The organism is Actinomycetospora termitidis, from assembly GCF_030286555.1.
Taxonomy (GTDB): domain Bacteria; phylum Actinomycetota; class Actinomycetes; order Mycobacteriales; family Pseudonocardiaceae; genus Actinomycetospora; species Actinomycetospora termitidis.
The window spans coordinates 1-13,350 of sequence record NZ_JASVWF010000001.1 but is presented as its reverse complement, the minus strand read 5'-3'; the positions used below and the strand labels follow the sequence as shown (position 1 = coordinate 13,350).

Genomic DNA, 13,350 nt, shown 5'->3' with positions numbered 1-13,350 from the left:
CGACCTGGTCGCGCCCCGTCCGTAGCGTGGCCTCACGTGGTGGCCTCGGCGGCGGAGTGGACGATCGACCGATTGGCGGCCCACGCCGGGATGACGGTCCGTAACGTCCGCGCGCACGCCGCCCGTGGCCTCCTCCCGCCCCCGCGGATGCAGGGCCGCACCGGGTTCTACGGCGCCGAGCACCTCGCCCGCCTCGAGCTCATCACGCACCTGCAGGCCGAGGGGTTCTCGCTCGCCGCGATCGAGCGGCTCGTCGAGGCCACGCCCAACCAGTCCGCCGAGCGGGCGCTCGCCCAGTACCTGGAGATGCTCACCCCCTGGCGCGCCGAGCCCCCGGTGGAGCTGACCCGGGAGGAGTTCGCGTCCTGGCTCGGCGGCGAGCCCGCCTCCTACCGGGCGCTCGTGGACGCCGGGATGGTCGAGGAGATGGGCGGCGAGCACATCCGCGTGCACAGTCCGGAGATGGTGCGGGCGGGCGTCGAGGCGGCCGCGCTCGGCCTGCCGGTCGAGGCCCTGCTGCGCACCCGCGAGGCGGTGCTCGCCCACCTCGACGAGGTCGCGGACGGCTTCGTCGACCTCTTCCGCCGCACGGTGTGGCAGGAGTTCGTCGCCGCGGGCCTGCCCGTCGCGGGCCTCGGGGACCTGCGCCACGCCGTCGCGAGCCTGCAGCCGATCGCCGCCCGCACGGTGATGTCGGCCTTCCGCGAGACGATGCCGCGCGCGGTCGGGGAGCTCGTGCGCGAGGCCTCGCAGGTGCTCGAGGACGGCGACGCCGGAACCATCTGACATCCCGGGATGTCATATGACTCCTCGCCATGTTTTGATCTGCCTCACACGGGTCATCCCCGCGCCACCGCTCCCCGGTCACCCGGGGGGACGCACACGGCAACGGGGTCAGTGGCGATACGGAGGCGTTCGTGAACGAGGCGTCGGCGAAGCTCCCCCGACCGGTCCAGCGGCTTCGGTCCGCGGCATCACGGTTCACCACCCCGCTCCTGCCCGACGACTACCTGACCCTGCTCAACCCGCTCTGGTCCGCGCGTGAGCTGCGCGGGAAGGTCGTCAAGGTCGTGCAGGAGACCGACGATGCCGCGACGCTGGTCATCAAGCCGGGCTGGGGCTGGTCGTTCGACCACCAGGCCGGCCAGTACGTCGGCATCGCGGTGCAGGTCGACGGGCGCTTCCACTGGCGTTCGTACTCGCTCACCTCGCCGCCCAAGCGCGACTCCGGGCACCTCTCGGTCACCGTCAAGGCGCAGCCCGAGGGCTTCCTGTCCCAGCACCTGGTCCGCGGCGTCGCGCCCGGCACGATCGTCCGGCTCGCACCGCCGCAGGGCGACTTCGTGCTCCCGGATCCCCCGCCGAAGAAGATCCTCTTCCTGACGGCGGGTTCGGGGATCACGCCGATCATGGCGTTCCTGCGCACGCTCGACCGCCGCTCGACGATGCCCGACGTGGTCGTCGTGCACTCGGCCCCGGATCCCGAGCACTTCCTGTTCTCCGACGAGCTCGCCGACATCGAGCAGCGCTACGGGTCGGTCACCGTCATCCGTCGTCACACCCAGGAGGACGGCCACCTCGACCTCGAGCAGCTGCACGAGGTGTGTGCGGACTGGACCGAGCGGGCAGCCTGGGTCTGCGGTCCGAACGAGATGCTGGACGACGCCGAGCGCGTCTGGTCCGAGGCCGGCCTCGAGGACCAGCTGCACGTCGAGCGCTTCTCGGCGAACCTCGCGGGCGGGGAGGCCGAGGGCGGCACGGTCACGTTCTCCCAGTCGGACCAGGAGATCGAGATCGACGGCGCCACGACGCTGCTGGAGGCCGGCGAGCAGGCGGGCCTGCAGCTCCCGTTCGGTTGCCGGATGGGCATCTGTCACACCTGCGTCGTCCCGCTCCGCTCCGGCGCGGTGCGCGACCTGCGGGACGGCACGGAGCACCGCGCCGACGGCTCCGGCGGTCAGAGCTGGGACGCCGTGAAGATCCAGACCTGTGTGACCGCGGCGGCCGGCGACTGCGTCGTCGACGCCTGAGGACGACCAGCCCGACTCACGACCGAGTACACCGGAACCGATCCGAGGGAGCACCGTGGCGATCCGGGACGTCAAGGAATTCGCACATCTCTCCGAGGCCGACGTCGAGGCGCTCGGCCGGGAGTTCGACCAGATCCGCTCCGACATCGAGGAGTCGCGGAACGACGCCGACGCCGCCTACATCCGGCGTCTGATCACGATCCAGCGGCGCATGAACGTCGCCGCCCGCGTGATGATGTTCGGCAGCCACCGCCGCGAGCTGTGGTGGGCCGGGGCGCTCACGCTCGGCGTGGCCAAGATCCTCGAGAACATGGAGATCGGCCACAACGTCATGCACGGCGAGTGGGACTGGATGAACGATCCGGAGATCCACTCGTCGACGTGGGAGTGGGACAACGTCTGCCCCGCGGACCAGTGGAAGCACTCCCACAACTACCTGCACCACACGTACACGAACGTGATCGGCAAGGACAAGGACGTCGGTTACGAGATCCTCCGCGTCCGCTCCGACCAGCCGTGGCACCCGTACTACCTGACGCAGCCCGTGGTGAACGCGCTGCTCATGACGTTCTTCGAGTACGGCGTCTCGCTGCACGACCTGGACATCGACGGCCTCGTCAAGCTCAAGCTCGAGGACCCCGAGGAGTTCAAGAAGAAGTTCACCGACATCCTGCGCAAGCAGGCCCGTCAGGTCGGCAAGGACTACGTGCTGTTCCCGGCATTGACCGGACCGAACGCGGTGCACACCGCGACGGCGAACTTCACCGCCAACATCATCCGCAACGTCTGGTCCTACGCGATCATCTTCTGCGGCCACTTCCCCGACGGCGCCGAGGTGTTCACCGAGGAGGAGCTGGAGAACGAGACGCAGGGCGAGTGGTACCTGCGCCAGCTGCTCGGCTCGGCGAACTTCACCGGGAACCGGCTGATGCACATCATGTCGGGGTCGCTGGGCTACCAGATCGAGCACCACCTGTACCCGGACCTGCCGTCGAACCGGTACCCGGAGATCGCCGAGCGCGTCACGGCGCTGTGCGAGAAGTACGACCTGCCCTACACCACGGGCTCGTTCCCGCGGCAGTTCTGGCAGGCCACCCGGTCGATCTGGCGGCTGTCGCTGCCGGCGAAGAAGCTCCGGGAGGCCAACGAGCGTCGCATCGATCGCGGGCTGCCGCGTCAGGCCGGCAAGGTGAGGCCGGACGGCGCGCCGGACTCGGCCCTCCCGCCGGCCCCGCCGTCGACCCCGGGGATGCCCGCGTAGGTGACACGACCCGCAGCGCCGAACCTTACCGGTACCGTCGGTACCGGTAAGGTGGGCGGTGTGGACGACTCGGCGGTGGACCCGCGGAGCGAGGACGTGCGCTGGTTCAGCAAGGCGCTGGCCGGCGTGTTCGTCGTGGTGTCGAACGTGGTCGGCGCCGCGATCGTCCTCGCGCTCGCCGGGTGGGTGCTGCCGACGCGGGCGCTGGTGACCGACGAGGGCGGGGCGATCAGCCGCAACGTCGGTCTCTTCGGCGCCTATCTCGTGGTGGCCGTCGTCGTCGGCGTCGCCTGGGGACTCGCGTGGGTCCGCGTGCCCGCCGCACCCGCACCCGACGCGGGGGACGAGGCGTGGGTGCGCCACCGTCGCCGAGCGCGCGCCGTGGTGGTCGGGGCGCCGTTCCGGCTCGCCGTCGTCCAGGCCGTGCCGTGGTTCGTCGCCGTCCTGCTCTTCGCCGGTCTCAACTCGGTCTACTCCCCGCGGCTGGCCGTCGTCGTCGCCTGCGTCGTGGCCCTCGGTGGGCTGGCGACCGTGGCCGTGGCCTACCGGCTCACCGAGATCGCCCTGCGCCGGGAGGTCGCGCGCGTCCTGGCGCAGGACCCGCCGAACGGGCTCGACCTGCCCGGGGTGGCCGTGCGGTCCATCGGGGGGTGGGTCCTCGGCACCGGGGTACCGGTGGTGGGGGTCGCCCTGATCGCCGCCACCAGCCTGATCGTCCCGGACTACTACAGCGTGCCGCGGCTCGGGATCGTGGTGCTCGTCCTCGCCCTGATCGCGCTCGCCGTGGGCTTCCTGCTCACGGCGCTGACGGCCTCGTCGATCGCCCACCCCGTGGTCGCGGTGCGTCGCGCCCTGGGCCGTGTCGAGCAGGGCGACCTGGACGTCACGGTGCCGGTCACCGACGCCACCGAGCTCGGCCTCCTGCAGGCCGGCTTCAACACGATGGTGACCGGCCTGCGCGAGCGCGACCGGATCCGGGCGCTGTTCGGCCGCCAGGTCGGCGAGGACGTCGCGCGGGAGGCGATGGACCACGACATCGAGCTCGGCGGGGAGGTGCGCGAGGTCGCGGTGCTCTTCGTCGATCTCGTCGGCTCGACCCGCATGGCGCTGGACCGTCCGCCGCACGAGGTCGTGGAGGTGCTCAACACCTTCTTCGCCGAGGTCGTCGACGCCGTCGAGGCCCACCACGGCTGGATCAACAAGTTCGAGGGCGACGCGGCCCTGGCCGTCTTCGGCACGCCGAGCACCCTGACCGACCCGGCGGGCTCCGCGCTCGCCGCGGCCCGTGACCTCGCCGCCCGCCTGGACGCCCTCGACGAGGTCGCGGCGGGCATCGGGGTCTCCGCGGGCCCGGCCGTGGCCGGCAACATCGGCGACGCCCGGCGCTACGAGTACACCGTCATCGGCGATCCCGTGAACGAGGCCGCGCGGCTCACCGACCTCGCCAAGACCGTCCCCGGCTGCGTCGTCGCCTCCGCCGCGGCCCTGTCGCGGGCGGGCGAGGAGGAGCGGGCGCACTGGGAGGTCGTCGGACGGCAGTGCCTGCGGGGACGGCACGAGGAGACGGAGTACTCCGCGCCCGGCGACCGTCTCGCGGACCTCGACCCCTGCGAGCCGGGCCCCTCCGGCCGGGCAGCGGGCCCCGCCGTCGGGTCGGAGGGGATGTCTGCGCAGGCCTGAGCCCGACCGGGTCGATCCGGCCACAAGCACCCCGACGGGCGGGCCGTGCTCGTTACCGTCGGGGGCGTGACGGGCGCCGGAGCGCACGAGGAGGCCCCGCACCAGGTCGCGTTCGCGACCAAGGTGCTGGTCGGGGCCCTCGTCGTCGTGTCCAACGTGCTCGGTGCCGCCATCCTCGTCGGGCTCGCGGGCTGGGTGTTCCCGTTCCGCGCCCTGGTCGCCGACGAGACGATCGCACTGCGCGAGAACCTCGTCCTGCTCGCGGTCTACGCGCCGCTCGCCGGGCTGGTCGCGTTCGGCTCCGGGTGGGCGTGGCTGCGGCTGCCCGACCCGCCCGGTCCCGGGGCCCCACCCGAGGCGGTCGCCCGGCACCACCGCCGCGCCCGGCGGGTCGTGCTGCGGGCGCCGCTGCGGCTCGCGGTGGTGCAGGCGGTCCCGTGGACCGTCGGCGTCGTCCTGTTCGCGCTGGTCGACGCCACGTACTCGACGACGTTGGCCTTCGCGGTCGCCTGCATGATCGCGCTCGGGGGCATCGCCACGGTGACCGTGGCCTACCGGTGCTCCGAGCTCGCGCTGCGTCGCGAGGTCGCCCGCGTGTTCGCCGCGGAACGGCCGATCGAGCGGGGTCTGCCCGGGGTGGCGGTGCGGTCGCTCGGGGCGTGGGTGATGGGCACCGGCGTCCCGCTCCTGGGCGTCATGATCGCCTCCGGGTCCTCGCTGGTCTACGCCGAGTACTTCACGGTGACCCAGCTCGGGCTCGTGACGTTCGTGCTGGCCACGGTGGCGCTCGCGGTCGGCTTCCTGGTGACGGCGCTGTCGTCGACCTCGATCGTCTCGTCGGTGACCGCGGTGCGCCGCGCGCTGCGCCGGGTCGAGCAGGGCGACCTGGACACCGTCGTCGAGGTCTCGGACACCACCGAGCTCGGGCTCCTCCAGTCCGGCTTCAACACCATGGTGCGGGGGCTGCGGGAGCGCGACCGGGTCCGGGAGCTGTTCGGCCGGCAGGTCGGCGAGGACGTCGCGGACGCCGCCGTCGCGGCCGACGCGTCCGAGCTGGGCGGCGAGATCCGTGACGTCGCGGTGCTGTTCGTCGACCTGGTGGGGTCCACCGCGCTGGCGGCCACGCGCCCGCCGACCGAGGTCGTGGTGCGGCTCAACGTGTTCTTCACCGAGGTGGTCGAGGCCGTCGAGCGTCACGGCGGCTGGGTGAACAAGTTCGTGGGCGACGCGGCGCTCGCGGTGTTCGGGGCACCGCAGGAGCACGACGACGCCGCCGGCGGCGCGCTCGCCGCCGCGCGCGAGCTCGCCGGGCGGCTGGAGCGCGCCGGGGCGCACGCCGGGATCGGGGTGTCCGCGGGCGAGGCCGTGGCAGGCAACGTCGGCGACGCGCGGCGCTACGAGTACACCGTCATCGGCGACCCCGTGAACGAGGCCGCCCGGCTCTGCGACCTGGCGAAGCGCACCACCGCCCGCGACGGTGCGTCGTGGCGCGGGGTGGTGGCCTCCGGCACCGCGCTGGACCAGGCCGGCGACGTGGAGGCCGGCCGGTGGATGGTCGTGTCGGCCGAGCGGCTGCGGGGTCGCACCACCGACACCGAGGTCGCGATCCCGCGCGACAGGCACGTCGTGCCCACCTACCGTCTGGATCGGACCGCGAGCGAGGTCACCCACCGTTAGGGTGCCCGCTCGTGACGAGTGCGGGGGCCACACCGTCCGGGCGGACCGCGCGGGGGACGCGCACGGAGCGTTTCGTCATCTGCGGGGACAACCTCCTGACCCTCCGGATCGTGGAGGCCCTGCGCCGCCAGCGGGGCCACGGCACCGAGATCGTCGTCGTGGTCGCGGAGCGCACCGGTCGCTACGTCGCCCGGATCGAGGCCGCGCCCGGCGTACGGGTGGTCGAGGGCGGGCGGTCCGACGACGACCGCACCTTCCTCGCCGCCGGGGTGCACGGCGCGACCGCCGTGGCCCTCGTCGACCGCGAGGACGTCACGAACATCCACCGGGCGCTGCGGGTCCAGGAGATCGACCCGTCGGTGCGCCTCGTCGTCCGGCTGTTCAACACCCGGCTGGGGGCCCGCATCGAGGGCATCCTCCCGACGGCGACCGTGCTCTCGGTCTCCGAGACGGCCGCGCCCTCGTTCGTGGCGCAGGCGATCGGGCGCAACACCCGCCAGCACGTCCGCCTCGCCGGGCGCACCTTCGTGGTGGCCGGTCGGCGCGAGGTCCGGGAGGCGGCGATCGTCTGCGGGCTGGCGGCGAACTCGCAGACCGGGGCCCGCGGCGGGCCCCGGCTGCTGCCCGACGAATCCGGCGAGCACGCCGACCCGGCCGACTTCGTCCTCGCCCGCGCCGAGTCGCGGTCGCAGCGCACCGACCAGCTCTCCCGGCCGCGCCCCGAGCGGCTCCGCAACCTCCTCGACCGCGTCGCCGTCCGCGTGCGGGGCACCCTGACCCGTCGGCTCGCCCGCGCCACCCTGGCCCTGGTCGTGCTGTTCGTCGCGGGCACCGTCGCGTTCGCGACCCTCGGCGGCTACTCCCTCGGCGACGCCATCTACCTGGCGGTGCTCGACTCGGCCGGGGCGGCCCAGCCGGACACCACCGCCAGCGTCGCGGTCCGCGTCATCCAGGCCTTCGTGACGGTGGTGGGCATCGCCATCATCCCGTTGGTGACGGCGGTCGTGGTCGAGAGCGCGGTCAGCGCCCGCACGACGGGCACCCCGGGGCGACGGATGCCGCGCCGCGACCACGTCGTCGTCGTGGGCCTGGGCAACGTCGGCCTGCGCATCGTCACGACCCTCCGGGAGCGCGGGGTGCCCGTCGTCGGGGTGGAGCGCGACGAGGACACGGCCGGCCTCGCCGCCGCTGCCCGGGTCGGGGTGCCGCTCGTGGTCGGGGACGCGACCCGGGAGCGGGTGCTGCGCGAGGCCCGTGTCGAGGAGGCGCGGGCGCTGGTCGCCGTCACCAGCGACGACGCGACCAACCTGCAGGCGGCCCTGGTGGCCCGGTCCGTGCAGCGGGCGGTGCGCGTCGTGCTGCGGCTGCGCGACGACGACCTCGCCGGGCGGGTGGGTCGCAGCATGAACGCGATCTCGCGCAGCGTGTCCTACGTGGCCGCGCCGGTGTTCGCGGCGGCGCTGCGCGACGGGCAGGTGCTCGCGACGGTCCCGGTCGGGCGCCGCATCCTGCTCATGGCCGAGGTGACCGTGCGGCGGGCGTCGCTGATGATCGGCCTGCCGGTGTCGGTGCTGACCGAACCCGGGGAGATCCGCGTCGTCGGGGTGTTCCGCGGCTCGGGGCCGGACGCGGTGCTGGAGATGCCGCCGCGGGCGCGTCGCGCGCTCAAGGTGGGGGACCGCCTGCTCGTCGTCGCCACCCGGGGCGGTCTCGGGACGGTGCTGGAGCGCTGCGACGCCCGGTCGGCGGTGGGCGGCTGAGTCACCCGGCGGCCACCCCACCCCGGGTTCGACCGAAGGGCCCCTCCGGTCGGATAGATCGACCGAAGGGCACCTTCGCCCAATCGGTGGCGCACCGGCGAAGGGCGCCCACCGACCGGTAGACCGACCGATGGGGCCCTTCGCTCAACCGGTGCTCAGGCGACGCCCTCGGGGGACGCGCCGGAGACCTGCACGCCGTCGGCGGTGATGCGCTCGATCTCGGCGAGGTCGTCGCGCGAGAGGTCCACGTCGACCGCGGCCAGCGAACGCTCGATGTTGCGGTCGGAGCGGGCGCCGACGATCGCGACGTCGATGCCGTCCTGCGCGAGCACCCAGGCGATCGCGAGCTGGGAGACCTCGACGCCCTTGTCGGCCGCGAACTCCTTCAGCCGCTCCACGACCGCGAGGTTCTTCTCGAACTGCTCCCCGTGGAAGGCGGAGGCCTGCGAGCGCCAGTCGGAGTCCTCGAAGGTCGTCGAGGTGTCCATCGTCCCGGTGAGCAGGCCGGAGCCGAGCGGCGAGTAGACCAGCGTGCCGATGTCGTTCTCGCGCACGTAGGGCAGGACGTCGCGCTCGATGCCGCGGCGGAACAGGTGGTAGGGCGGCTGCAGCGTCTCCACCGGGCGCCGCCGGTCGAACGCCGCCATCTGCTTCTCGTCGTAGTTCGAGACGCCGACGTGGCGGATCTTGCCCTCGTCCACCATCTCCTGCAGGTACCCGGCGGTGTCCTCGAACGGCGTCCGCTCGTCGGGCCAGTGGATCTGGTACAGGTCGATGTGGTCGATCTTCATCGCCGTCAGGCTGGACTCGACCCCGGAGCGCAGGTATTCGCGGCTGGAGTCGCGGGGGCTGTCGCCGCCCGGGTTGATCCCGCCCTTGGTGGCGATGACGACCGAGTCGCGGTTCGAGTCGAGCTCGGAGCGCAGCGCGTTCGCGAGCACCTCCTCGGCCTCGCCGAACCCGTAGGCCTGCGCCGTGTCGAAGAAGTTCACCCCGAGGTCCAGCGCGTGGCGGATCGCGCGCTGCGCCTGGTCGACGTCGTAGGAGCCCCACTCGCCGGACACCTGCCACGTCCCGAAGGCGATCCGGGACACCTCGAGCTCCGTCTTTCCGAGCCTCGTCGTCTTCATGGAGTCGGCTACCCGGCGACTCCTGTCCCCGACCGGCGATGTTCGGCACAGTGGGCCGCCGTGCGCATCCTCGTCGCCGCCCTCGGGTCCCCCGGCCACGCCTTCCCGCTGGTGCCGCTCGCCCGGGCCCTGCACGACGCCGGGCACGACGTCACCTTCGCGACCGGGCCCGACCTCGAGCCGACCGTCGCGACGTCGGGCGTGCCCACCCTCGCGGTCGGGCGGCCGGTGTTCGAGGTGTTCCGCGAGACGATGCTCGCCCTGGGCATGACCGGCCCGCCGACCTCGATCCAGGGCACCCGCGAGGTCGCCGGCCGGGTGTTCGGGGCGGCGATGCCGCGCGAGATCGCCCCGGCGCTGCGGGCGTGGCTGGCCGACCACCCGGCCGACCTGGTGATCGCGGAGACGGGCTCGCCGGGCGCGTCCCTCGCCGCCGGGGCCACCGGCACACCGTGCGTGCTGCACTCCTTCGGGCGCCGCCCGGTCCCGGTCGCGCCCTTCGCGGTGCGCGTGCGCGAACCCCTGGCCCGCGTCGCGGCCGAGGTCGGCATCGACGTGACCCCGGGCGACCGGCTCGCCCACGCCTACCTCGACGTCTGCCCGCCCTCGCTGCAGAGCCCGGGGACCGCCGACGTCCTGGCCGGGCTCGCCGAGCTCCCGCTGCGCCCCGTCGGCTGGAACCCGCCCACGCCCGTGGAGCGGCACCGCCGTCCCGGCAACCCGTGGGTCCTGCTCACCCTCGGCACCGCGTTCGGGCAGGCCGGGGTGCTGCGGGCGGCCGTCGAGGGCCTCGCGGCGCCCGACCGGGACGTGCTCGTCGCGACCGGCTCGGTGGACGCGGGCGAGCTCGCCGATCTCCGGGCGGACGGCGTGCAGGTGGAGTCGTTCGTCCCGCAGGCCGACCTGCTCGCCTCGGACGACCCGCCCGCCGTCGTCGTCCACCACGGCGGCAGCGGGACGACCCTGTCCTGCGCCGGGACCGGGGTGCCCCAGCTTCTCCTGCCCCAGGGCGCCGACCAGTTCTTCAACGCCGACGCGGTCACGCGGATCGGTGCGGGGCGGCAGCTGGTCGGGCCCGAGGCGACCCCGGCCGCCGTCGGGAAGGCCGTGGTGGAGCTGCTGGACCCCGCCGCGCCCGAGCGGGCCTGCGCCCGTGCTCTCGCGAGCGAGGTCGCCGCCCTGCCCGGCCCGGTCGACGTGGCCGCCCGCGTGGAGGCCTGGGCTCAGCCGGCGATGTAGGCCTCGAGCTGGTCGCGGTGGGCCTCCAGCTCGCCGAGACGGACCTTGACGACGTCGCCGATGCTGACGATCCCTGTCAGCCTCCCCTGCTCGAGGACCGGGAGGTGGCGGATGCGCCGCTCGGTCATGACCGCGCCCAGCGAGTCGACCTCGTCGTCGGGACCGCACGACGTGACCGGCCCGGTCATGATCGAACCGACCGTGTCGGCGAGCACGTCCGCCCCGCGGTGGTGCAGGTGCCGGACGACGTCGCGCTCGGAGACCATCCCGACGACGGCCCCGTCGGCGTCGAGGACCACCGCCGCACCCACGCCGCGGGCCGCGAGGGCCGCGAGCAGCGACGGCACCGCCGTCTCCGGTTCCACCGTGAGGACCTCGGCGGGCTTCGTGTTCAGGACGTCCCGGATGCGCATCGTCGACCCCTTCGTCCGGCGAGCAGGTGTGACGACGATCGCATGTCGGGTTCGCGTCGGAAAGGCTCCCGTCGGGGGTTCACGGACCGCCACGGCCACCCGCCGGTGCGGGCTAGGGTCGGGGTGCTCGCAGCGCGGTGGACGGAGGACACGGCATGGTCGGGATCGTCGAGGTCAGCCCCCGGGACGGACTGCAGAACGAGCGGGCGGTGCTGGAGACCGACGCGAAGGTCGAGCTGATCACCCAGGCGATCGCCGCGGGCGCGTCCCGCATCGAGTCGGCCTCGTTCGTGCACCCGAAGCTCGTGCCCGCGATGGCCGACGCCGAGGCCGTGATGGAGCGGGTGCCGCGTCCCGAGGGCGTCTCGCACATCGGCCTCGTGCTCAACCGGCGCGGCTACGACCGGGCGGTGTCCGCCGGGGTCGACGAGGTCAACGTCGTCGTCCCGGCCTCCGACGGATTCGCCAAGGCCAACCAGAACTCCACCACCGAGGCGCTGACCGAGGTGGCCGAGGAGGTGCTCGCCGAGGCCGCGTCGGCCGGGCTCTTCGCGACCGTCACGATCGCGACCTCGTTCGGCTGCCCGTTCGACGGCGAGGTCGACCCGGCCCGTGTCGTCGAGGTGGCCCGCCGCAGCGCGGCGGCCGGCGCGCGGGAGATCGCGGTCGCCGACACGATCGGCGTCGGGGTGCCCACCCAGGTGCGCACGCTGCTCGACGGCGTCCGGGAGGTGGCGCCCGACGTCGTCACCCGGGCGCACTTCCACAACACCCGCAACACCGGGTTCGCCAACGCCGTCGCCGCCTACGAGTGGGGCGTGGACTGGTTGGACTCGTCCAACGGCGGGATCGGCGGCTGCCCGTTCGCGCCGGCCGCCACGGGCAACATCGCGACCGAGGACCTCGTCTACCTCCTCGAGCGGATGGGGGTGCGGACCGGGCTGGACCTGGAGTGCCTGATCCCGATCGCGACGTTCCTGTCCGAGGCGCTCGGCTACCGGGTGCCGGCGCTGCTGCCGCGCGCGGGGACGTTCCCCGGCTGACCCGCCGCCGATGGGCCAGGATGTGCCCATGGCCGACACAGGAGCCGGTGCGCCCGATCCCCTCGAGACCAACACCGCAGGCAGCGCCTACATGCGGCGGGCGTACACGCTCGCCGACCCGGACGCCGCGCGCGAACTCTACGACGAGTGGGCCGCGAGCTACGACGACGAGCTGTCCGGCGACACGCAGGGCTACGTCGCGCCGGTGCTGGCCGCGCAGACCGTGGCCCGGGCCGGCGGGGTCGAGGGCGAGATCCTGGACGCCGGGTGCGGGACCGGTCTCGTGGGCGTCGAGCTGGCGGCCCTCGGGGCGACGACGATCGACGGGGTCGACCTGTCGCCCGGCATGCTGGACAAGGCCAAGGCCACCGGGGCGTACCGGCGTCTCGCGCCGGCGGACCTGTCGCGGGCGCTGCCGGCGCCGGCGGACTCCTACGACGTGGTGGTCTGCGTCGGCACGCTGACCCACGGCCACGTCGGGCCAGGCGCGTTCGGCGAGTTCGTCCGGCTCACCCGGCCGGGCGGGACCATCGTCGCGACCGTGCTCGACGACATCTGGGACTCCGGCGGCTACCGCGCGGAGGTCGACCGGCTCGCGCAGATGGCGATGGTCGAGATCGTCTCCACCGACCTCGTGGACTACCGCAGGGGCGCCGACGTGTCCGCGCGAATGGTCGTGCTGCGGGTGGCGTAGGTCCCGCGTAGGTCCCGGAACGATCGAACGGCACTCTCGCGCGCCTAGAAGCTGCGAGGGTGCCGTTCGCTCGGAACCGGGTGGTGGCGATCAGCCCAGGGCGCTGGTCAGTTCGGCCCCGGTCTTCTCGCGGACCTCGTCCTCGGTGACGCCGTCGGCGAGCTCCCGCAGGACCAGGCCCGCCTCGGTGATGTCGAGGACGGCGATGTCGGTGATGATCCGCTGGACGACGCCCTGGCCGGTCAGCGGGAGGTCGCACTTCTCGACGATCTTGTGCGAGCCGTCCTTGGCGACGTGTTCCATGAGCACGATGACGGTCTTGGCGCCGTGCACGAGGTCCATCGCGCCGCCCATGCCCTTGACCATCTTGCCGGGGATCATCCAGTTGGCGATGTCGCCGGTCTGGGAGACCTGCATCGCGCC

12 protein-coding genes are annotated in these 13,350 nt (G+C 73.5%); 9 read left to right on the top strand and 3 right to left on the bottom strand.

Features of this window, described 5'->3' with window-relative positions; translation table 11 throughout:
• The first annotated feature begins 36 nt into the window (after positions 1-36).
• The 6 genes from QRT03_RS00060 to QRT03_RS00035 all read left to right on the top strand — a co-directional run bounded on the left by QRT03_RS00060 (position 37) and on the right by QRT03_RS00035 (position 8,408).
• Positions 37-786 (top strand): MerR family transcriptional regulator, encoded by a 750-nt coding sequence (locus QRT03_RS00060; RefSeq protein WP_286050368.1) that lies wholly within the window; start codon positions 37-39, stop codon positions 784-786.
• Between the two features lie 131 nt (positions 787-917).
• The gene (locus tag QRT03_RS00055) at positions 918-2,030 is read left to right on the top strand and encodes a ferredoxin reductase (RefSeq protein WP_286050367.1); all 1,113 of its coding nucleotides are present in this window, start codon (positions 918-920) and stop codon (positions 2,028-2,030) included.
• 55 nt (positions 2,031-2,085) lie between these two features.
• Positions 2,086-3,291, top strand: coding sequence for a fatty acid desaturase family protein (locus QRT03_RS00050; RefSeq protein WP_286050366.1), 1,206 nt, complete (start codon positions 2,086-2,088; stop codon positions 3,289-3,291).
• Positions 3,292-3,351: 60 nt separating this feature from the next.
• Complete coding sequence (locus QRT03_RS00045) at positions 3,352-4,971, top strand: adenylate/guanylate cyclase domain-containing protein (RefSeq protein ID WP_286050365.1); 1,620 nt, start codon at positions 3,352-3,354, stop codon at positions 4,969-4,971.
• Positions 4,972-5,037: 66 nt separating this feature from the next.
• Complete coding sequence (locus tag QRT03_RS00040; RefSeq protein ID WP_286050364.1) at positions 5,038-6,648, top strand: adenylate/guanylate cyclase domain-containing protein; 1,611 nt, start codon at positions 5,038-5,040, stop codon at positions 6,646-6,648.
• 11 nt (positions 6,649-6,659) lie between these two features.
• Positions 6,660-8,408 (top strand): NAD-binding protein, encoded by a 1,749-nt coding sequence (locus QRT03_RS00035; protein WP_286050363.1) that lies wholly within the window; start codon positions 6,660-6,662, stop codon positions 8,406-8,408.
• Positions 8,409-8,563: 155 nt separating this feature from the next.
• Here QRT03_RS00035 and QRT03_RS00030 read toward each other — a convergent pair whose 3' ends face one another.
• The gene (locus QRT03_RS00030) at positions 8,564-9,538 is read right to left on the bottom strand and encodes an aldo/keto reductase (RefSeq protein WP_286050362.1); all 975 of its coding nucleotides are present in this window, start codon (positions 9,536-9,538) and stop codon (positions 8,564-8,566) included.
• A gap of 60 nt (positions 9,539-9,598) precedes the next feature.
• Here QRT03_RS00030 and QRT03_RS00025 point away from each other — a divergent pair, with 60 nt between their 5' ends.
• On the top strand, positions 9,599-10,777 hold the full coding sequence (locus QRT03_RS00025; RefSeq protein WP_286050360.1) for a glycosyltransferase: 1,179 nt from the start codon (positions 9,599-9,601) through the stop codon (positions 10,775-10,777).
• Here QRT03_RS00025 and QRT03_RS00020 read toward each other — a convergent pair.
• Positions 10,762-11,190 carry a CBS domain-containing protein gene (locus tag QRT03_RS00020; RefSeq protein ID WP_286050359.1) on the bottom strand — a complete coding sequence of 143 codons (429 nt, stop codon included), beginning with the start codon at positions 11,188-11,190 and terminating at the stop codon, positions 10,762-10,764. The two genes, QRT03_RS00025 and QRT03_RS00020, sit on opposite strands and share 16 nt — an antisense overlap.
• Before the next feature lie 137 nt (positions 11,191-11,327).
• Here QRT03_RS00020 and QRT03_RS00015 point away from each other — a divergent pair, with 137 nt between their 5' ends.
• Positions 11,328-12,233, top strand: coding sequence for a hydroxymethylglutaryl-CoA lyase (locus QRT03_RS00015; RefSeq protein WP_286050358.1), 906 nt, complete (start codon positions 11,328-11,330; stop codon positions 12,231-12,233).
• Positions 12,234-12,261: 28 nt separating this feature from the next.
• A complete protein-coding gene (locus QRT03_RS00010) occupies positions 12,262-12,927 on the top strand; it encodes a class I SAM-dependent DNA methyltransferase (protein WP_286050357.1) in 666 nt (221 codons plus the stop codon).
• Between the two features lie 90 nt (positions 12,928-13,017).
• On the opposite strand, the gene QRT03_RS00005 is transcribed toward QRT03_RS00010, so the two are convergent.
• A partial coding sequence (locus tag QRT03_RS00005; RefSeq protein WP_286050355.1) for a CoA-transferase occupies positions 13,018-13,350 on the bottom strand: 333 nt, incomplete at its 5' end.